Here is a 22,113-nt window from a genome sequence, read left to right as displayed (position 1 = left end):
ATGTATAGAGAAACGAGATCAATAGCAGAAAAGTATGGTCATTATAAGAAAAGGTTTTCTGTTTTATTGTTGGTGATCTTTTTGACTGGCTTCAGTCAGGTGTGGGCTCAGGAGTCAATGAAAGTAACCGGAAAAGTAACCGGTTCTGATAGCAAAGAAGGGCTTCCGGGCGTAACAATCTTTGTAAAAGGAACAACTACCGGTACCATATCTGATGTAGATGGTAATTATTCGCTTACTGCAGGAGAAAATGATACGTTGGCATACTCGTTTGTGGGCTATGTGAAGCAGGAGCAATTAGTAAGCGGAAGGACTACAATCAATGTGGAGTTGGAACTTGATATTCAGAGTCTTGAAGAAGTAGTGGTGGTAGGTTATGGAGAGCAGAAGAAAGCGAATCTTACTGGGGCTATTACCACTATAAAGCCGGAAGAGCTGGAGGATATTCCTACAAGTAATTTGAGTCAGACATTGGTCGGGAAACTTGCCGGTGTGCAGGTTAACCGCAATGGTACGGGCATTCCTGGAACTCCTTCAGAGCTTGTGATCAGGGATGAATCCGCTTCAGGCCCAATCTCAAGACAAGTACTTTATGTGATAGATGGAGTTATCTATGTGAGTGAGCAGGATGGGACTGGTCCTTCAGGGGCGGAAGTCTTTAACCGGCTGGACGCGAGTGAGATTGAAAGCATCTCCATTCTTAAGGATGCAGCTGCAGCCGTATATGGAGCCCGGGCTGCCGGAGGCGTTGTTTTGGTTAAAACCAAAAGAGGAAAGGAAGGAAAGCCCAGGTTTAACTACTCTGGCTCTACGGGCATTGGGCAACCAACCCGGATACCTGAAACACTAAGCGGTTATGAGCATGCTTTGATGCTCAATGAAATTGCAGAAATAAAAGGAACGCTGCCTGGTGGACGCCCGCCAAGACCAAGTGACCTGTTTACAGATGCGGAGCTGGAAGAGATCCGGTCAAGAGACTATGACTGGTTAGACGGGTTGTTCAAAAGCGCAGTGACCAATCGGCATGTTCTCAATGTATCCGGTGGTTCTGAAACCATCAGATACTTTTTTGGTGGTAACTACTACTATGAATCAGGAAACTATGATAACCTGTGGTTCAAAAGGTTTGGTTTAAGGTCTAATATCGAGGCTGATATATCGTCTGATCTTACTTTTAGTCTTGGGGTCAGCTTCTCTGAAGGCACAAGAAAAAATCCAAGCTATGATCCGGGAAGCGGAAACGTAGGAGAAGGTGTTTTACGTGATTGGTACAAACGACCGCTTACAGCGCCTAAATGGCTCGACCCCGTTGTTGACGGAAAGCCGGTTCAGGTCGGTTCATCCTGGAATCCTTACGGGCTGCTGGAATCGGGAAGCCACCGCACCAGCCTTAGTAATAATCTGAATATTCTTCCCAAACTCGATTATGAGGTTCCTTTTGTGAAAGGCCTGAAGTTGAGCACCCAGTTTTCTTACAATATCAATACCTCCTCAGGCACCAGGTATAATCAGAACTATGAAGTTTACGAGCAGGAGGTACTGGCAGGAAGCAGCAGAAATAAATTACTCTTTGAAGATGAACTCACCGGTACCACCTTCCTAATTAACAACTCAGAAGGTTTACAGGAAAGCTGGAGGAGAGGTGTCAACTATCAGTTGAATGCCTCGGCTAATTACACCAACACGTTTGGTGGACACACATTCAATGTATTGGCGGTATATGAGCAGTCAGACGGTCATGACAGGGACATGGCCTTTACCCAGACCGGGGGAGTGGTGAGAGGGTATCCCTATGTGTGGGCTTTCAATGGTACGGCTGTGCCAAGAGGCCTGTATCATCAGATCGGCCGGTGGGGTGTCATAGGAAGGCTTAATTATGACTATAAGAATAAGTATTTGTTTGAATCCGCTTTCCGCGGGGAGGCATCAAGCAAATTTGCAGAGTCTGAGCGTTTCGGGTTTTTCCCAACCGTTTCAGCAGGGTGGGCTTTGAGTGAGGAGTCATTCTTTTCTGATGCTTTGCCATTTATGAATTTCTTCAAGATCAGAGCATCCACAGGTATTCTGGGAAATGATAATACACGACCCTATGAGCACCGGGTAGCATTTATTCCTGAAGGGGAGCCTTCCGGCCCTATTTTTGGAACTGGTGATGGAACAGTAAGCAGTACTGTAGAAGCGAGACAAAATGGATTCACGATACCTAGCCGTACCTGGGCCAAGGTATGGAACAACAATCTGGGAGTAGACCTACGGGCGCTGGACCACAGATTGTCCCTGACTTTTGAGTACTATTATAACAAGACCTACGACGGCTTTGACCGGAACAATACCTATCCAATGGTGATAGGAAACTCCAAGCCACCTCATGAGAACTACCGGGTTTCATTCTCTACCGGGCAGGAGTTTTCCCTGGGTTGGTCAGATGACATCACAAGTGACTGGAAATACTCACTGGATGCCAATTTGTCCAAGCGAAGAAGTAGACCATTGCAATTGTACCAAAACCCTGCCGTATTAGGAACCTGGGTTGATCAGCTCAAGCATGATGATAGCAACCAACCCGGATATGTAGCATTGGGTATCATACGTACCGATGAAGATGTGGAGATGGTAAAAAACATGTACCAAAATGGTGATGGAACGATCAACGGCGTTCCCATTGAAAAAGGGATGATCTATTATGAAGACATTGGGGGACCAAATTACAGCAGGGAACCCGATGGTGTGCTGGATGGGAATGACAGAACCATTATTGCCGAATACACCACTCCTCCTTACAGCTATGGCTTCACGCTTTCTACTACCTGGAAAGGACTGAAAGCTTCCTTCTCCTTTGGAGGTGTATTTGGGCACAAGGATTTTATCAACAAGGATGAGCAGTCGGCGGCAAGTCTTACGTCAAACGTATTTACCTGGTGGGGTGATTACTGGACAGAAGACAACCCTGATGCATCGATGCCCCGACCCCATGAGTGGGGCAATGCCGGTGAGCACTCCACTTTTTGGATGAGGGACGGTCATACACTGCGGTTAAATTTTGTTAACCTTTCTTACGCGATGCCTGCCAGACTGACGAAAAGACTAAAGCTGAACTCATGGCGCCTGTTTGTTTCAGCAGATAATGTATACACCATCATAAGTCCGTTTGATTACAAAGACCCGGCGGTTTCGCGCGCTTATGACTATCCACTAGTAAGAAAGATTAATTTAGGTACAAACTTTTCATTTTGATGAGAGCAATGAAATTGGTTAAGAAATATGTGTTTTTGGTGAGTGTTTCCATTGTGCTTAGCAATTGTAACGCCGTGTTAGATACGGAAGATCAGACGGCAATAGATGGTGAAACACTCTTTGAGGATAAAGCTCTTGCGGAGCTATACCTGAACAAGATCTATGAATACATCCTACCAGGATTTGATGGGGTACTAAATGTCGTATTAACAACAGATGCTCCCGGAGATCGTTTGGGGCCGGGTGATGCAGGTGGTTATATGGCTGGTACGCTTATAGATCCAGTAGCAGGTTCTGACAATACACCCGGTAATTATTCATATACCACTTTTGGATATATCAGGAATCTGATCGTATTTATGGACGGGGTACAGGAAAGCCCCTTAACGGAAGCGGAAAAAGAAGAGTTGCTCGGTCAGGCTCACTTTCTGAGGGCGTTTCTGTATTGGGATTTGGTCCTGCACTATGGCGGGGTGCCCATTGTTGAGGATATCCTTGATATTAATGAAGGACTGGAAGTAAACTCATTAGCTCGTTCTTCGACTGCCGAGTGCATAGACTTTATCGTGTCAGATCTCGATCTGGCCACAGAAATGCTGGAAGGTAAGAGTATGGTATATGGTCGTATCACAACTGCTGCAGCGGCAGCCCTTAAGGGCAGAGTCCTTCTTTTTTGGGCCAGTCCCCAGTTTGACCCCAATGGTTTGAATAGTGCGGATGGGATTGATGCCCGATGGCAAAGGGCCTATACCGCCAATAAAGAAGCAAAAGAAATAGCTGATGCGGCTGGATATGCTTTGTATCCAAACTTTGAAGATATCTTCCTTGCCGAGGATAATGAGGAGGCCATCATGATTGTAAAATACTCAGAGGGAACCAGTAAGACTCATGGATATGAAAACAGTGTAAGGCCAGCTTCTGTGGCTAACTCACCAACACTCTTTGGCACACCCACATGGGATTTTGTAAAAGCTTTTCCCATGAAGGATGGCACCCCTATAGATGCAAGCTCTGATTATGATCCTATGCTTTACTGGCGGGACCGCGATCCCAGGTTTTATTCAACAGTCGGGTATAATGGGACGGAATGGAGCTTTAATGGCAGAAGTGGCAACAGGCAATGGACTTATGAAGACAATGCCCAGGAATCAGGCGTTCTGCCATACACAGGATTTTATTTACGAAAGCATGTAAATACAACATTGACCAGTACTGAGTCAGCTCAAACACCTACGGACTGGATTGAGATCAGATATGCTGAAGTATTACTGAACCTGGCAGAGTGTGCCAATGAAGTGGGGCAAACTGCTGAGGCATTGGAGCTGCTTTATCAGATCAGGGAGCGCGCGGGTATTGAAGTAGGCAGTGGTGACTATGGTATTTCTGCTACGGGCAAGGTCCAGTTGAGAGAGACCATTCTGAATGAGCGCCGAATTGAACTTTCATTTGAAAACAAGAGACATTTTGACCTGAGAAGAAGGAATTTGTTTGTGAATGGTATTGACGGCACATCTGGCGAGGGGCTGAATGGCTCCAGACGAACCGGTATCACTACCAGGCTGGATACCACATACATCTATACGGTAGTGGATCCTTCCATAACAGAAGAAACAGATGGTGAGGGCAATGTCATAAGAACCAGGGGAGAAGTGGCATTTGACTTCTTCGAAGAGACTGTTAGGGATACGGTTAGCTGGGACAATCCGGAGGCATTGGATACTTACTTTAATTATGAGGTATTCGATGTTGAGTCCAATGATATCAATTTCCTGCAACCGAAATACAACTTCTATTATCTACCGACTAATGCCACGGTAAGAAACGACAATCTTGAACAAACAATGAACTGGCCGGAAGGAACTTTTGATCCACTGGCCGAGTGATTTTTGAAACCATAAGATAGAATGAAGATGATTATGAGAAATTTACTTAACAAATACTGGGTGTTGCTCGCAGGTTACCTGATTAGCTTCACGCTGGTAGCTCAGACAGATACCACGCTGGTAATGGATCCCGGAACATTTACACCTGATCCGGAAGGCTATTATGAACTAGGGGTTACCAAACAGATTGATGATTGTGGGCCAGATCCATTACATTTTGGAGGATGTGATGACGCCTATGGTGATTCGGACCATTGGGAGGTTGGCGTGCAGCATGGATGGGAATATGGAGAGGCCATTATTTTTCACGATTGCGGAGGTGATGGAGTCAATCAAGAGCAAACATGCGTAGGCAGTGCTGATAAGTATCATGAGGACCATCCCGAAGGATGGGATACAGCCACTGAAGATTTCCTTCGCCTTGGGAAGCATAAGTATTTTGGAACTGATACAGCCCATTATGGCTACCTGATAAGTCCCTCGTTCAGCAACCTGAAATCCCTTACGGTTAAGTCTACAACCGATATTTCCAGACAGGAAGGAAGTAGAGAAATAGTTTTGATGATAGAAGCATCCTTTGATGGTGGTGAAACATGGGAGTATATAGATAATTTGGAAGGTGTAGCATGGGTAGAGCACATTATTTTGGATCAGGCAGGGGATGTTGCTTCATTTACCGATGGAGACGGAAATGAAGACTTTCAGGCTATAGTGGATGGTTCCAAAACAGCGGACTCAACCATGTTGAGATTTCTTCCCATTCCGTATATTGAAAAGATAGACAGGCACCCGGATGGTCAGCGGATCAATATCTGGGAAGTTACCATCGAAGCACAAACAGTAGTAGAAAAAGAAGAACCTGAAGATGTTCTTGCTATCGGAGACGGACTCAAAAATGCTCCATTTATCATCCGGCAGGGAGAGTTTATAGCAAAGGATACCAAATCCCTTTATGTCTACAACCTTTCGGGAATTTTAGTGGGTGAGGGAAAACGAGTTGGAATACCCTGTAAGGGACTTTACGTGGTGAAAACAGCTGAAGGCTATTCTAAAAAGCTCTATATCAAATAAAAATACCTATAAAAAGAAAAACCACCTGATGAGTAGCTCCCTACAAGCTCCTCAAAAGGTGGTCTTTGAGACAAATAAACCTATTAGTCATGAAACACAAATTTTTACATTTTATTTTGATCTGTGTGCTTTTTACTTCAATAATTTGGAGTGCAGGCGCTCAAACAGTTCATAGGGTACCAAATACGGTGTCTGATACGCTGTATTTGGAGACATTTATAGAAGATGTTTCCCTGTGGGATCCTGGAGATATCATCATGTTGATAGATCAGGAATACGAAGTACGTGGAACCATCGACCTCTTTCAGGAGGTAACCATTATCGGTGATCCTTCCCTGGGAAGTCGTCCGGTGCTAACCATGTATGATAATGGATTCCGTGCCAAGGAGGATTCGATCAGTATTACCATTAAAGGAATCAATTTAGACGGGTATAATCCCGAGGAAAACAAGACAGCTCCTTATGTACTTAGGTTCGACCAGGCCGGTTGGTATAACTATCATGACATTCTGATAGAGGATGTGGAAGCATGGGACTTCAATGGAGGGGTGCAGTTGTATAAAAATACTGGCACTTATTATGAGACAGTGACTCTAAATAGAGTTTATTTCCATGATATGGTCTCTGATTTCGCCGTTGACCCCCGGTTAAATGTAGTGGAAGAATTGACCATTACTAACTCCACTTTTGCCAATGTAAAAGGATTTGTAAAAAACCTGTATAACAATAATGATGGCACAAGTGCTTTTGGTACAGTGGCTCAGAATGTAGTTATTGACCATAACTCTTTTTACCTCACACCAAGTGATGCCTTTATTCAAATGAATGATGGTACGGACGGGTCTGTAACACTGACTTATACCAATAACATAGCCAGTACGCTTCTGGATCCGGATAATAGCAGGCCGTTCAGGATTAATCCTGATGCTGGTACGTTCACATTTAGTAACAGTGTCTTTCATAGTTTTGAAACCAGCAGGTTAGGAGGGTTTAATATAGACACCGCTTCCTTACAGGCTAATGCGACGTTTACAAGTATCCTGGAAAGTGATCCGGGGTTTGGTGGGGGATCAGAATATCCTTTTAACCTTTACCCTACAAATTCTGAGGTATTAACGGCAGGAGATGATGGAGGAGCAATCGGTGATCCAAGATGGATCCAGTCTGCTGATAATGTGCTGGACCTGGAAGGTTTCATCGAGGATATTTCTCTTTGGTCACCTGGTGATACCATTTTACTTACAAAGCCAGAGTACTTTGTAACTGGCACTATTGATATTTTCCAGGAGATAACCATCATGGGAGACCCTACCTTACCGAATCGTCCGGTGGTTCATATGTATGACAATGGGTTCCGGGCAAAAGAAGATTCGATAGCCATAACCATTAAAGGAATCAACTTAGATGGTCTTAATCCTGAAGACGGAGGCACAGCTCCATACGTGCTGAGATTTGACCAGTCAGGCTGGCAAAACTGGACAGACATCCTGATAGAGGATGTGGAAGCCTGGGACTTTAACGGAGGAGTACAGTTGTACAAAAACACAGGCAGCTATTATGAGACAGTAACGCTAAACAATGTGTACTTCCATGATATGGTATCAGATTTTGCTGTTGATCCTCGTTTGAATGTTGTAGAGGAGCTTACCATTACCAATTCCACCTTTGCAAGAGTAAAAGGGTTTGTGAAAAACCTGTATAACAACAATGACGGTACAAGTGCATTTGGTACGGTAGCTCAGAATGTAGTTATCGATCACAACACTTTCTATAATGTGCCGAGTGATGCATTTATCCAGATGAATGACGGTACGGATGGGTCAATAACCCTGAACTACACGAATAACATAGCCAGCGGATTGCTGGATCCGGATAATAGCCGACCATTCAGGATCAATCCTGATGCCGGAACATTTACCTTCAGCAACAGTGTCTTCCATGATTTTGAGACTGCAAGACTCGGAGGGTTTAACATAGACACTGCTTCGTTACAGGCTAATGTGACTTTTACGGATATTTTAGATAGTGACCCTGGCTATGAAAACACACCATCTGATTTGACACCGACAGCCCTTGCTGTATATAGTCATGCTACTGATGGCGGCTCAATAGGAGACCCTGAATGGATAGAATCAACTGAACTGGCTGAGATTAATCTTGAGGCGTTCATTGAGGATATTACCTTATGGTCACCTGGAGATACCATTTTACTTACCAAGCCAGAGTATACAGTAACCGGTACTATCGATATATATCAGGAGGTGGTCATTATGGGAGACCCTAATTTATCCGATCCACCACTAGTCCATATGTATGATAATGGATTCCGTGCGAAGGAAGATTCGATTGCTATTTCTATTGTTGGGATCAACTTTGACGGTTTAAATCCGGAAGATGATGGTCCTGCTCCTTATCTATTAAGATTTGATCAGTCAGGCTGGCAAAACTGGACAGACATTTTGATCCAGGATGTAGAGGCCTGGGACTTCAACGGTGGAGTGCAACTGTATAAGAATACAGGATCTTATTATGAGACAGTAACATTAAACAATGTATACTTCCATGATATGGTATCTGATTATGCAGTAGATCCAAGATTGAATGTTGTAGAGGAGTTGACCATTACCAATTCCACCTTTGCAAGAGTAAAAGGGTTTGTGAAAAACCTGTATAACAACAATGACGGTACAAGTGCATTTGGTACGGTAGCTCAGAATGTAGTTATCGATCACAACACTTTCTATAATGTGCCGAGTGATGCATTTATCCAGATGAATGACGGTACGGATGGGTCAATAACCCTGAACTACACGAATAACATAGCCAGCGGATTGCTGGATCCGGATAATAGCCGACCATTCAGGATCAACCCTGATGCCGGAACATTTACTTTAAGTAACAGTGTGTTCCATGATTTTGAGACGGCAAGACTTGGCGGTTTCAATTTGGATACTGCGGCAATGCAGGCTAACATAGACACTACGGCCATATCATTTGACAATCCAGGGTATGCAGGAGAGAATGAGTTTTACTTCTCAAATCAAAGCATAAATACTGCTGCTACAGATGGTGGTGCGATAGGAGACCCACGTTGGATCCAGGATAAAAACAATGTTTTTGATCTTGAATCTTTCATTGAAAATATCTCGCTTTGGAATCCTGGCGATACCATATTGCTCACACAGCCTGAATATATTGTGTCAGGTACCATAGATATTTATCAGGAAGTAACCATCATGGGAGACCCCAATTTATCAAGCCGTCCTTTAGTGCGGATGGATGATAATGGATTCCGAGCAAAAGAAGACTCTATTGCTATTTCCATTGTAGGGATCAACTTCGACGGTTTGAATCCGGAGGATAATGGTGCTGCTCCATACCTCTTAAGGTTTGATCAGGGAGGCTGGCAGAACTGGACCGATATCACCATTAAAAATGTTGAAGCATGGGACTTTAATGGAGGTGTACAGCTATTTAAGAATACCGGTTCCTATTATGAAACGGTAACCCTGGACAGTGTTTACTTCCATGACATGGTTGGAGACTTTGTGATTGATCCTCGATTGAATGTAGTAGAGCAGCTTACTATAACCAACTCATCATTTGTCAATGTGAAAGGATTTGTGAAAAACCTTTACAATAACAATGATGGAACAAGCGCATTTGGTACAGTTGCTCAGAACGTGACCATCGACCATAACTCCTTTAATAATGTTATCAGTGATGTATTCATTCAGATGAACGATGGAACAGATGGTTCAGTGACTCTGGATTTCACTAACAACATTGTGAGTACGGTATTGGATACTGTAAACAGTCGTCCGTTCAGAATAAGTGAAACTGCAGGTACGTTCACGCTGTCTAATAGTGTTTTCCACGACTTTGAAAGTTCTCGGGATGGAGGAATTTATAACCTGTCTACAGCAGAGGCTCAGGCCAATGTTACCACCAGTAACATTTCTACAGCAGATCCGCAATACGTAGGTCTGTATACATTGAACACTTTAAATGCTGACCTGGCAACCGCAGCTACAGATGGCGGTGCTATTGGCGATCCTAGATGGTTACTTGATGCCACGCCGACACTTAATATAGTTGCGCCATCTAAAGATGTGTTTGAAGGAGATGTAATTAACCTGGAAGCTGAAACCAACCAGGCAGCTATAACCTGGAGCATTGAAAACGGTGTGAACGGAACTTCAGGTAGTGCTCTACTAGAAGATGGTAATAAGTTTATTGCAGTTGCTGAAGGTCAGGTAAAAGTGAAAGTTGTATCTGATTCCGATCCTGGTCTGTCTGATGAGTTAACCATAGACATCCAGGAAAAAGTGATCCAAGTCACTTCACTAGAGCTGTTTGCTGAATCCAGTGAAATCAATAGTGCGGGTACTGCAAGGATAACTGCACAGGTACTTCCAGCAGGAGCTTCAGACAGATCACTGACCTGGACACTGAGCACAGACTCTACAGGTACCATTGAGGTTTCAGATCTTGATGTAGCGTGGTTCCATGCGTCTGCCGTAGGTGGAGTTGAAATCACAGCTACCACCAATGATGGTTCTGACCTGAGCAGCACAGTTGCATTGAATATCGTACAGGCAGTTACCAGCATAGAAGTATCATCGGAAGGAGATGTAACCAATGTAGCTGCAGGTGGTACTTTGCAGTTCTCCGCAACTGTTGGTCCGGAAGATGCAGTTGAAGACTCGGTTCTCTGGAGTGTAAGTGGAGATACATTAGCTACGATCGATGACGCAGGTCTGTTGACTGCCCTGGATACCGGTACGGTTACCGTTACAGCTACAGCATATGACGGATCCGGTGTTACAGGCACTTTTGAATTGGATATCACGCTGCCTGTTTCTGAAATTGCAGTATCAGCAGCAGGTGATATTACCGAGATCATGAGAGGAGAAACACTACAGCTGACGGCAACAATCACTCCTGATGAAGCTTTCAATAAAGAAGTAACATGGAGTGTGGATGATGAATCAGTAGCTACGATTGATGCGGCTGGTTTATTGACAGCTGTTTCTTCAGGTACAGTAGTGGCCACAGCAACAGCAGCAGACGGATCTGGTGTAACAGGTTCGATTACCATTACCGTGGCTGTTCCGTTGGCAGCAGATGTTGACAATTCGGCTCTGTTATATCCGAACCCATCACGGGATTTCATCTACCTGAAAGTTGATCGGCCAGTGAAGGCCAGAATACTGAACCTTTCAGGTCAGCTGATCTTCGAAAGAGAGATAGATGGTCAAACCGGTATCAATATTTCCACGTTGGAGGCCGGTTACTATCTGTTAAAATTTGAATCAAACGAAGGGGTTAAGTCTTTCAAATTTATAAAACAGTAACTCCTTTTTTCAATAACACTAAAGTGCACAATACTACCTCTTTTGAGGTGGTATTGTGTTTTTATAGCGAACAGTAAAAGACAAGATCCATGTTTAAAAAATTACTTCTGTCAATAGGAATCTCCGCTTTGTATTTTATGAATCTTAATGCACAGACCATTGCATTTCCGGGAGCAGAAGGGTATGGTAAACATGCCACGGGAGGCCGTGGCGGAAAGGTGATAGAGGTAGTTAATTTGCTGGATAAAAACAGATTTGGCGCTACGGAACCAGGAAGTTTCCGTGCCGCTCTGGAAACACCAGGCACTGATCCCATTACCATTGTGTTCAGAGTTTCCGGGATTATTGAGCTCTCAGGTGAACTACGGGCAAGCAGGTCTAACATGACCATTGCCGGACAGACCGCCCCAGGAGAGGGCATTTGCATTAAAAATCACACGGTGAACCTGGGTGGAAGTGAAAATGTAATAATAAGGTATATGAGGTTCAGGCCCGGAGATACGGGAGGTGCTGAGGCTTCGGCGTTGAGGTTTGAAAACTCAAAAAATATCATTATTGATCATTGTTCAATGAGTTGGGCCATTGAAGAGGTTATGGGGTTTTACGATAATAAATATACAACTGTTCAGTGGTGTATATTGAGTGAGGGATTATACGAGTCCATCCATAAAAAAGGCGCCAGGGGGTATGCTGCTCAGTGGGGAGGTCAATATGCCTCTTATCACCACAACCTTTTGGCTCATAACAACAGCAGATCGCCGCGGATTAACGGTAGTCAATCCAATGATACAATTGCCTTGTTGGATGTTCGAAACAATGTAATATTTAATTGGGGGTCTGAAGGTGCCATTTATGGTGGAGAGGAGGCTATTGAAGAAGGTAGATGTGAGACAAACTTCATCAATAATTACTATAAACCAGGAAAAATGACATCCTCCAACCTGTTGTTCGCCAGGCCTTCCTATAAAAGGGAGAATGTACCTGCGACCGGATATGCAGGCTGGTACTTCAGTGGAAATTATATGGAAGGTATTACCGGAGGCATGAATGAGGATAATTGGCTAGGCGTAGGTATAATTTCAGAAATTGGCTCAGCCGACAATATTCGATCAGAAGTTGAGTATGAGGTATCACCGGTCACTACCCAAAGTGCTGTTGAAGCAAGGGATTTGGTACTGGAAAGTGCGGGTGCCACTCTACCTGTAAGAGATGATGTTGACGAAAGAATAGTGGGTGAAGTAAATGGTACAGTTGAAGTCCAGGGCACTGGAAGAATTGACTCGCAATCTGAAGTTGGCGGCTGGCCGGAATACGATACGCTTGGTGCATTACCTGACTCTGATGTGGATGGCATGCCCGATGCCTATGAATTAGAAAACGGATTGGACCCAAATGATCCGGAAGATGGTAAAACAATTACTGAGAGCGGATATTCTAACCTGGAAATATACCTAAATGGAATTGATGGTATTACAGGCGTGGAACCTGTTATTTTGGGAGGAGAACCAGAAAGGTTCAGGCTATTTCCCAATCCCAGCTCGGGGCTAATTCACTTCAGCAGCCCCACAGAAATAGAGTCTGTGGTTGTTCGCGATCTGGCTGGTAAGAAAATCAGCTCTTTAGATGAGGCGGCACTGTCAGAAAGCTTTGTTGACCTGACCAACATCCAACCGGGAATTTATGTGCTGCAGGTAAGATTTGTGAATGGACAGATGGTGAAACGTAAGACCAGAATAAAGTGATGCGGCGCCCTGTTTTATTTTATGTTTTTTACCTCCTTTTAAATATCTCAGGAGCTTGGGCTCAGGTTTTTGATGCAGTAATTGCCGCTGATGGCAGTGGCAATTATACTTCAATACAGGATGCGGTGGACCGTCAGCGGTCCAATAGTTCAGGGAGATTTCTGTTTTATGTTAAACCGGGAAACTACACTGAAAAGATTTCCATATTTAAGGATAATGTTAGCCTGGTAGGTGCTGGTGCTGACGAGGTGATAGTGAGCTGGGATGATTACAGTGGGGATTCAGACGGCCACACCACAAGCAACTCCTATACATTTGAGGTGAGTGGCGATTATTTCTACGCTGAAAATATCACTTTTGAAAATACTGCTGGCGATGTAGGTCAGGCTGTAGCGGTAAGCACTACCGGAAGTCAGCAGGTTTTCAAAAGCTGTCGGTTCCTGGGTTTTCAGGACACTTATTATGCGCGGCAAGGTATGCAGTACCTGGTGAATTGCTATATAGAAGGTGCAACAGACTTCATTTTTGGGGAGGCCACCACGGTAATGGATAACTGTCAGATCCATTGTCTGAATGGCGGCCAGTATATTACCGCACCGGCTGATACCAAGCTTATTACGCAAGTCGATGGAGGAGATTTTTACCACGGATTACTATTCTTAAACAGCCAGATTACAGCTGCCGGGGGAGTAGGCAATAACTCCTACTACCTGGGGCGGCCCTGGCAGCCAAATGCTTCTTCGGTGTACATAAGCTGCACCCTTGGCGATCATATCCGTCCTGAGGGGTGGTCTGATTGGGACAATGACAATCACCTGACCGGCTTTTTTGGGGAGTATAACAGTATGGATCCGGAAGGCAATCCGGTGGATGTTTCCGGAAGAGTGAGCTGGAGCACTCAGCTTACAAACAACCAGGCTGAAAACTATTACAATCTGGATTACTTCCTGAATGGCTGGGACCCTTTAAGTGTGACTTCATCATTGGAGAAACCCACAGGAGTAACTCAGGATACGGAAAACATGCAGGAGTTTAAATTGACATGGAGTGCTGTGACTGGCGCTTTGGGGTATGCTATTCTTAAGAATGAGCAGGTTTTTGCTTTCTCCGGGTCCACCTCTTTTACTGATACGACTGCCGTAAATGGAGATTCATACCAGGTAGCAGCTATCAATTCCTTCGGAGGTATCGGTATGTTATCCGAAAGTGTAACTGTGGCAGGTCTGATTGTCCTTTCGGTCGAAGGAGAATTTGGCTTCAGGTATTACAACGGCATAATAGAGGCGACTGAAAGAATAGACTTGGAGGTTTACAGCCTTCAAGGCATCCTGTTGAAAAGAAAATTAAATGCAGAACGGATGAGCCTGGATTATTTAAAACAAGGCCTCTACCTGATCAGGATACAAAAACAGTCAGGAGAAGTTATGATCCGCAAGATAGCCTTATAGTACATGATACTTTAGAAGGATTCACGCCTCAAATTTGAAGAGGATTTATCAATAAAATAAACGTTGAGGAATAAATGAGAAATCGAAAGTCATTATTACCAATAATCATATTCTTCTTCAGTCTGGGAGCATTTGCTCAGTACCCGGATGTTTCTGAAGAAGACAAAAAGAAAGGACAGGAACTTATTAGGTTGGCAGAAGAAGAAGCCGCTGAAGCCTGGAAAAAAGCGCTTCCTGTAATTGAGAAAGAAGCCAAGGAGGGTAAGCCGTATATACCATGGGCCGCACGTCCTACAGATCTTCCACAAGCTGATATTCCGGCATTTCCCGGTGCTCAGGGTGGGGGCATGTATTCTTTTGGTGGCCGTGGTGGCCGGGTAATCGTGGTTACCAGTCTGGAAGATAGCGGACCCGGCACATTGAGGGAAGCATGTTTGCAAGGAGGAGCACGTATCGTAGTGTTTAATGTGGCAGGGATTATCAAACTGGAAAAGCCATTGATCATAGATGCTCCATACATCACTATAGCTGGTAATACCGCTCCGGGAGATGGGGTTTGTGTGGCCGGAGAATCAGTATGGATCAATACCCACGATGTGGTTATTCGGCATATGAAGTTTAGAAGGGGCGAAACGTTTGTAGGTCGAAGAGATGATGCCATTGGTGGTCACCCTGTTGGAAATATTATGATTGATCATGTATCTGCCAGCTGGGGGCTCGATGAAAATATGTCGATGTACCGGCACATGTGGAATGATGGAACCGGTAAACGTCTCAAACTGCCTACGGTCAATATAACCATACAAAACAGCATTTTTGCGGAAGCTCTGGATACTTATAACCATTCATTTGGCAGTACGCTTGGGGGCGAAAACTGCTCCTTCCACAGAAATCTTTGGGCCAATAATACCGGCCGAAATCCATCTATTGGCTGGAATGGCATCTTCAATTTCACTAATAATGTAGTGTATAACTGGAAGCACCGGTCTGTGGATGGCGGGGATTATACGGCTAAGTTTAACATCATCAATAATTACTTTAAACCTGGTCCGGTAACGCCTACGGACGATCCGGTGGGCCATAGGTTCCTGAAACCCGAGTCTGGCAGGAGTGATCTGGGGCATAAAGTCTTTGGCCGTGCCTTTGTGAATGGTAATATCATGGAAGGGAATGAGAAGGTCACCCAGGACAATTGGGCTGGTGGAGTCCAGGTGGAAGGGACGCCTGATCCTGAAAACCCATATCAGGAAGTGTTACTTGAAGATGCGGGTAAATACAAGGAGGAAATTCGTTGGCACAAACCATTCCCAATGGCTCCGGTGAATATTGTTCCTGCACAGGAAGCGTACAACTTCGTCCTGGAAAATGCCGGAGCAACACTTCCGGTAAGGGATCAGGTAGACCAGCGAATTGTAAAGCAGGTAAAGACAGGCGAAGTAGGATACGTCAAAGGATTGGATCCCGATGATTTTTATCAATTCAAGTACCGGCGGCTTCCAAAGGATTCATACAAAATGGGGATCATCACGGACATAGCACAGGTGGGAGGTTACCCGGAGTATAAAGGAAAGCCTTACAAAGATAGCGACAGTGATGGTATGCCTGACGACTATGAAAAGAAAGTAGGATTAGACCCGAATGATGCCACTGATGCTACTGGTGATCTGAATGGTGATGGGTACACTAATATTGAAATGTACATCTACAATATTGACCCGAAGACGAAGATCGATTGGACAGATCTGGCGAATAATAAAGATACTTTGGTTAATTAGTAATAGGTTGAATGAACAAGCAGAGTGATATTCAAAAAGTTTCAAAAACTTCTTTTTCAAGGCGTGAGAGTTTACTTATGGTTTCAGCATCTACGCCTGCTTCTGCAAGTTCAATGGCCAGTTCAAGTTGTTCGGGAATACTAAATGTTTTCATCATTAATTCAAAGCAAACTGTACGATTAAAGTTTCACGCTTACAACGAATTTAAATGACTTTTACCAAAAGTGAGATTAAATAGGCTACATAAACCGAATCCCCCCTTGAGGGGGGTAAGGGGGGTGTCTCCCCCCAAGGAGGGATGGAAGTTATCTCCCTTGAGAGTGGCTCTTATTTTCTGTTTTGCCATATCTTTTATCCATGTTCTAAGCCAGAAAAAAGGATTTCCTGCTGTTTCTCTAAATAATGGACGGCTGGTTTATTCTGAGGATTCCCTTGGTAATCGATTACCTGACTTTTCATTAGCGGGGTATAAGTCCTCTAATGAACCTATACCTGACGTTCCTGTCAAAGTGGTGGTTTCGCACCTTGCCGGTGATCAGACGGGCAGAATTCAAAAGGCTATTGATTATGTAAGTTCGCTGCCTCTAAATGAAGCAGGATTCAGAGGGGCTGTTTTACTGGAGCCCGGCACATTCACACTATCCGGCGGATTGGAAATAGCTGCTTCGGGGGTTGTATTGAGAGGTAGCGGAATGTCAGGAGAAGGTACCGTTTTAGTGGGGGAAGGAATGAGCCGAACAACACTTATTCGCATTTTCGGTGAGGATGATATGCAGGTTTCTGGTACTACTCAGATCACTGATGAATACGTGCCGGTTGGTTCTGGGCAAATCAGAGTAAGTGATCCCAAAGCATATAAGGTGGGAGATGAGGTGCTCATAACAAGGCCCAGCACCAATGAATGGATCACAGCGATACAAATGCATGATTTCGGAGGTGAGACCAGTTATATTGGATGGAAGCCGGGAGAGCGTGATATCACCTGGAACCGGACCATTGTAGCTATCAGTGGAGATCTGATTACCCTTGACGCGCCCATTACCACCTCTCTGGATCAGCGCTATGGTGGTGGAAAAATAGAGAAAGTATCGTGGCCCGGAAGGATCACAAATGTAGGGGTTGAAAATATTCGGCTGGTTTCTTCTTATGACAATGAAAACCCGAAAGACGAGCAACACCGGTGGATGGCGATCACCATGGAAAGTATCCGGGACGGCTGGGTCCGCCAGGTCACTTTTGAGCACTTTGCCGGCTCAGCGGTGGCTATTTGGAATACGGGCAGCAGGGTTACGGTAGAAGATTGCAAATCCTTAAACCCGGTATCGGAAATCGGAGGACAGCGTAGGTACACCTTTTATACGGAAGGACAACAGTGTCTTTTTCAGCGACTTTATGCAGAATACGGGTACCATGATTTTGCAGCAGGGTTCATGGCTGCAGGCCCAAATGCATTTGTGGAATGCAAAAGTTACCTACCCTATAGTTTCAGTGGCGCTATCGATAGCTGGGCTTCAGGCTTACTCTTTGATATTGTCAATATAGATGGTCAGGCCCTGCGTTTTGGTAATCGCGGTATGGCAGCTCAGGGAGCCGGATGGACAGCTGCAAATAGTATGTTCTGGCAATGCTCAGCTGCTATGATCGATTGTCCTGCTCCTCCTACAGCCATGAATTGGGCTTACGCAGTTTGGTCTCAGTTTTCAGGGGATGGAGACTGGTTTGAAGCTAATGGTTTTCTGAAACCAAGGAGTTTGTTTTATGGGCAGCTTGCTGACAGGCTTGGCGAAGAAGCTTTAGACCAGGCTTATCTTTTACCAATTACAATGGAGGCATCAAGCAGTCCTACACTGGAGGAGGCAAAGCAGTATGTAATGGAAGCTGAGAAGCCCGCAGTTCAATTGAAAAACTGGATCGACAAAGCAGGTGAAAGGACACCAATATCGATCAGTTATCCAAATGCTAAATCGGTAGATAAAATAAAGCATAGTGTACAGGATGATCAGTCCGGTGAGGTTATGGATCCTTTGATGCTTCAGGATGGAAAACTAACCTTTGGTGATCAGCTGGCAACCGGTAATTGCCAAACAGTAATGTGGTGGCGGGGAAATGTTCGGGATTATGATGCAAATAAAGCAAGTGCCCATATTACCCGATATGTACCCGGGAGAGTGGGGAAAGGGCATACCGATGATCCGGACGAAACCATTGCTAACCTGAAGGCTGACAACGTCAGTGTTCTCGATCACAACTATGGGCTGTGGTATGACCGCAGACGGGATGACCATGAGCGGATAAGAAGAATGAACGGAGAAGTGTGGGCTCCGTTTTACGAATTGCCGTTTGCACGCTCCGGGAAAGGACTGGCCTGGGATGGCTTAAGCAAATACGACCTCACGAAGTATAATCATTGGTACTGGAGTCGATTAGGAGATTTCGCAACGCTTGCGGATAAACGCGGAGTAGTACTTTATCACCAGAATTATTTTCAGCATAACATCCTGGAAGCCGGAGCTCACTATGCTGACTTCCCGTGGAGAACAGCTAATAACATCAATGAAACTCCATTTCCGGAACCAGTAAACTATGCCGGGGATAAACGCATTTTCATGGCAGAGCAGTTTTACGATGTGACCGAACCTGAGTATCGGGCATTGCATGAAGCGTACATTCGAAAGTGCCTGGATAATTTCTCAGAAAATACCAATGTCATTCAGTTTATAAGTGCTGAGTATACCGGCCCGTTTTCTTTCGTTGAGTTTTGGCTGGATGTTATTAGTCAGTGGCAGGATGAAACCGGCAATGACCCACTCATCGCTTTGAGTACAACTAAAGATGTACAGGATGCCATTCTCCGTGATGCTGAAAGGTCACGTTTGATTGATGTCATAGATGTCCGGTACTGGTGGTACGGCGAGAATAAACAGGAGTATATGGAGCTTTACGCCCCTGAAGGCGGCCGGAATCTGGCGCCTCGTCAGCATGCCAGATTGACAAAAACACCAAAAGAGACTTTCGAAGGCACTTTTCAGGCAGTACGCGAGTATAGGCAGCAGTATCCTGATAAGGCAGTTATTTATAACACTAATAGATCGTCTGCATTTGGATGGGCAGTTTTTATGGCTGGAGGATCACTAATGAATGTGCCTGAGGTTGAAGCTGAACGATTCTTTGAGTGTACCAGGATGTATAGTCCTGTATCTGCTGAGGAGGGGGAATACTGCATTCTCAATAGGCAGACGGGAGAGAGAGTGATCTACATAAATCGTGATAAGCCTGTAAATGTAGATCTCACAGGATACCCAGGCACATTTAATCTGGTGTGGATAGATGCCGAAACGGGTAGAACTGTAGAAGAAAACGTGTCCGGAGGGAACCTGGTAATTCCTGTGAATAAAATCCCTTCGGAAGTTTTATGGATTAACAAGAAGTAACATGCGTAATATTTCAATAAATCAACCGGGTAAATTAGTTATAGGAGAGGGAAGTTTGGATGACCTTATCGATGAGTTAGGGGAGCGTAGCCTGCGCAGTGTGTTCCTTTTGGTTGACCCACATGTATCTGATCTGGCTTTACCTTCTTTTTCAAAGCTGGGAAAGAAAGGAACGGAAGTCATTTGCAACCTTACAAATGGAGGTGAGCCTTCCTTTATGGATTTTGATGAGATTTTGAAAAGAGCAATGAAGCAAAGTATAGATCTCGTTGTAGGAGTAGGGGGAGGAAGTGTTCTTGATCTGGCAAAACTGGTAGCAGCTTTAGTTGATAAGGAATCTCCTGTAGCCTCATTTGTAGGTAATGGTCAGATCAAAAAGCGGTCCATTCCTTTGATCTGCGTACCGACCACATCAGGTGCAGGAAGCGAATCATCTCCAAATGCGATTTTGATCGATGATGCCGATAATGCAAAAAAGGGAATCATTGATGCGGTGCTCATGCCAGATGAAGTGTACATTGATCCATTACTTATTACAAGTTTGCCGCCCAATGTAACAGCTTTTACAGGCCTGGATGCGCTGACTCATTGCATTGAAGCTTATGCTAATAAGTTTTCGCATCCGGTAATTGATACCTACGCACTAGAAGGCATCAGACTGATCAGCCAAAACCTGGGAAGAACAATAGTTGATGGGACAGATATTGAAGCTCGCGAAAATGTGGCGCTTGGAGCGTACTATGGAGGGATGTGCCTGGGTCCTGTGAATACCGCGGCAGTTCATGCTTTAGCCTATCCATTAGGTACAAAGTATAAAATTGCTCATGGCCTGAGTAATGCGTTACTTTTGCCATTTGTGTTGGAATTTAATTTAGAAAATGCAGCGGATAGGTACGCAGAGATAGCAATAGCTATGGGTGGGAAGAAGTTGAGTAATGACTATGAGACAGGCTTTCAGGGTATTGAGTTAATTCGTAAATTCATCAAGGATTGCGGTATGCCGTCCAGTTTGTCGGACTTGAATATACCTAACAATTCTGTGACTGAGATGGCTGAAGATGCCTTGCTCATCCAGCGATTATTAAAAAATAACGTGCGAGAAGTAAAACTGGAAAATGCCATTGCAATATATGAAAGTGCTTTTTAGTCCGGATAATCCAGGCCGCACTGAGTAAGATATACATTTGAGAATATTTAAAATATGGCCGCCGATGGAAGCTTCGGGCCGAACCAATATCACAGGAGTAAAGCAGGTTAGAGGAAATGAAACTATTTGAAGGAGTTATAGTGCCCATGGTTTCTCCACTTAAGGAGGATCATTCTATTGACACCACGTCTGTAGGGAAGATTATTGAGTCGTTTGTTGAAAATAATTGTGCGCCGTTTGTTTTAGGAACTACGGGCGAAGCTCCTTCTCTGACTATGTCTATGAAGTTGGAGCTTGTTAAAAGTGCTGTAAAATGTGTGAATGGACGGATTAAGACTTTTGCAGGCATTTCCAGTACAAGTCTTTTTGAATCCATACAAATGGGTAAGGATTTCGTGCAGTTGGGTGCAGATGTCCTTGTAGCTACTTTACCTTTTTACTATCCCATTTCACCTGAAGAGATGCTTCGCTTTTTTGAGAAACTGGCAGATGACGTAGAAGCGCCCATTGTTTTGTATAATATGCCGGCCATGGTGGGGGAGAGTATTCCATTGGACATAGCAGAGAAACTAAGTCATCATCCTAACATCATCGGGATGAAAGATTCTGAACGTGATGTAAAACGCATTGATCAGTCCATTCAGCTATGGAAGGACCGGGAAGACTTTGCATTTTATCTGGGTTGGGCCGGCCAATCTGCTTATTCGTTGTTGGCAGGGGCTGATGGCATAGTTCCCAGTACAGCTAATTTTGTGCCCGAACTTTATAAAATGCTATATGACGAGGCGGTTTTGGGAAATGAGCAGGAAGCTTACAAACTTCAGGAAGAAACGGACAAGCTTTCACAGATTTACCAAAAGGGAAGGAAATTAAATACCTCACTGCCAGCCCTGAAAGTGCTTATGGCTGAATTTGGCTTATGTGAGGTTTATACCATGCCGCCTTTATACGAGACAGTACAGGATGAACAAGTTTCTCTAAAAGCTCAAATTCGCAATATGATGGAAAGTTTGTCAGACTAAATG

The 22,113-nt window shown here is 44.5% G+C and carries 11 protein-coding genes; 10 read left to right on the top strand and 1 reads right to left on the bottom strand.

Translation table 11 applies throughout. The features are described 5' to 3' along the window. From AC3E9V_RS14210 to AC3E9V_RS14180, 7 genes are all read left to right on the top strand, one after another. Positions 1-3,234 (top strand): SusC/RagA family TonB-linked outer membrane protein, encoded by a 3,234-nt coding sequence (locus tag AC3E9V_RS14210; protein WP_488748791.1) that lies wholly within the window; start codon positions 1-3, stop codon positions 3,232-3,234. Beyond that, positions 3,234-5,117, top strand: a complete 1,884-nt coding sequence (locus tag AC3E9V_RS14205; RefSeq protein ID WP_488748790.1) for a RagB/SusD family nutrient uptake outer membrane protein — start codon at positions 3,234-3,236, stop codon at positions 5,115-5,117. The genes AC3E9V_RS14210 and AC3E9V_RS14205 overlap by 1 nt, the downstream gene beginning before the upstream one ends. A 33-nt stretch (positions 5,118-5,150) precedes the next feature. Then, complete coding sequence (locus AC3E9V_RS14200; protein WP_488748789.1) at positions 5,151-6,188, top strand: hypothetical protein; 1,038 nt, start codon at positions 5,151-5,153, stop codon at positions 6,186-6,188. Between the two features lie 89 nt (positions 6,189-6,277). Beyond that, the gene (locus AC3E9V_RS14195; protein ID WP_488748788.1) at positions 6,278-11,545 is read left to right on the top strand and encodes an Ig-like domain-containing protein; all 5,268 of its coding nucleotides are present in this window, start codon (positions 6,278-6,280) and stop codon (positions 11,543-11,545) included. 89 nt (positions 11,546-11,634) lie between these two features. Next, positions 11,635-13,287, top strand: a complete 1,653-nt coding sequence (locus AC3E9V_RS14190; protein WP_488748787.1) for a T9SS type A sorting domain-containing protein — start codon at positions 11,635-11,637, stop codon at positions 13,285-13,287. Further along, a complete protein-coding gene (locus tag AC3E9V_RS14185) occupies positions 13,287-14,735 on the top strand; it encodes a pectinesterase family protein (protein WP_488748786.1) in 1,449 nt (482 codons plus the stop codon). Before AC3E9V_RS14190 ends, AC3E9V_RS14185 begins: the two co-directional genes overlap by 1 nt. A 74-nt stretch (positions 14,736-14,809) precedes the next feature. After that, positions 14,810-16,510 (top strand): pectate lyase family protein, encoded by a 1,701-nt coding sequence (locus tag AC3E9V_RS14180; RefSeq protein WP_488748785.1) that lies wholly within the window; start codon positions 14,810-14,812, stop codon positions 16,508-16,510. Between the two features lie 31 nt (positions 16,511-16,541). Here the strand turns inward: AC3E9V_RS14180 and AC3E9V_RS14175 are convergent, their stop codons facing one another. Next, complete coding sequence (locus AC3E9V_RS14175; protein ID WP_488748784.1) at positions 16,542-16,667, bottom strand: hypothetical protein; 126 nt, start codon at positions 16,665-16,667, stop codon at positions 16,542-16,544. Between the two features lie 163 nt (positions 16,668-16,830). Here AC3E9V_RS14175 and AC3E9V_RS14170 point away from each other — a divergent pair, with 163 nt between their 5' ends. The 3 genes from AC3E9V_RS14170 (at position 16,831) to AC3E9V_RS14160 (ending at position 22,110) form a co-directional block, all read left to right on the top strand. Then, the gene (locus tag AC3E9V_RS14170; RefSeq protein WP_488748783.1) at positions 16,831-19,941 is read left to right on the top strand and encodes a DUF6298 domain-containing protein; all 3,111 of its coding nucleotides are present in this window, start codon (positions 16,831-16,833) and stop codon (positions 19,939-19,941) included. A gap of 1 nt (position 19,942) precedes the next feature. Continuing rightward, positions 19,943-21,088 (top strand): iron-containing alcohol dehydrogenase, encoded by a 1,146-nt coding sequence (locus AC3E9V_RS14165; protein ID WP_488748782.1) that lies wholly within the window; start codon positions 19,943-19,945, stop codon positions 21,086-21,088. 116 nt (positions 21,089-21,204) lie between these two features. After that, positions 21,205-22,110, top strand: coding sequence for a dihydrodipicolinate synthase family protein (locus tag AC3E9V_RS14160; protein WP_488748781.1), 906 nt, complete (start codon positions 21,205-21,207; stop codon positions 22,108-22,110). Positions 22,111-22,113: the final 3 nt, after the last annotated feature.

The organism is Marinoscillum sp. HNIBRBA16962, from assembly GCF_057801515.1.
The sequence above is the reverse complement of the archived record's forward strand: the minus strand, read 5'-3'. Positions and strand labels throughout refer to the sequence as shown.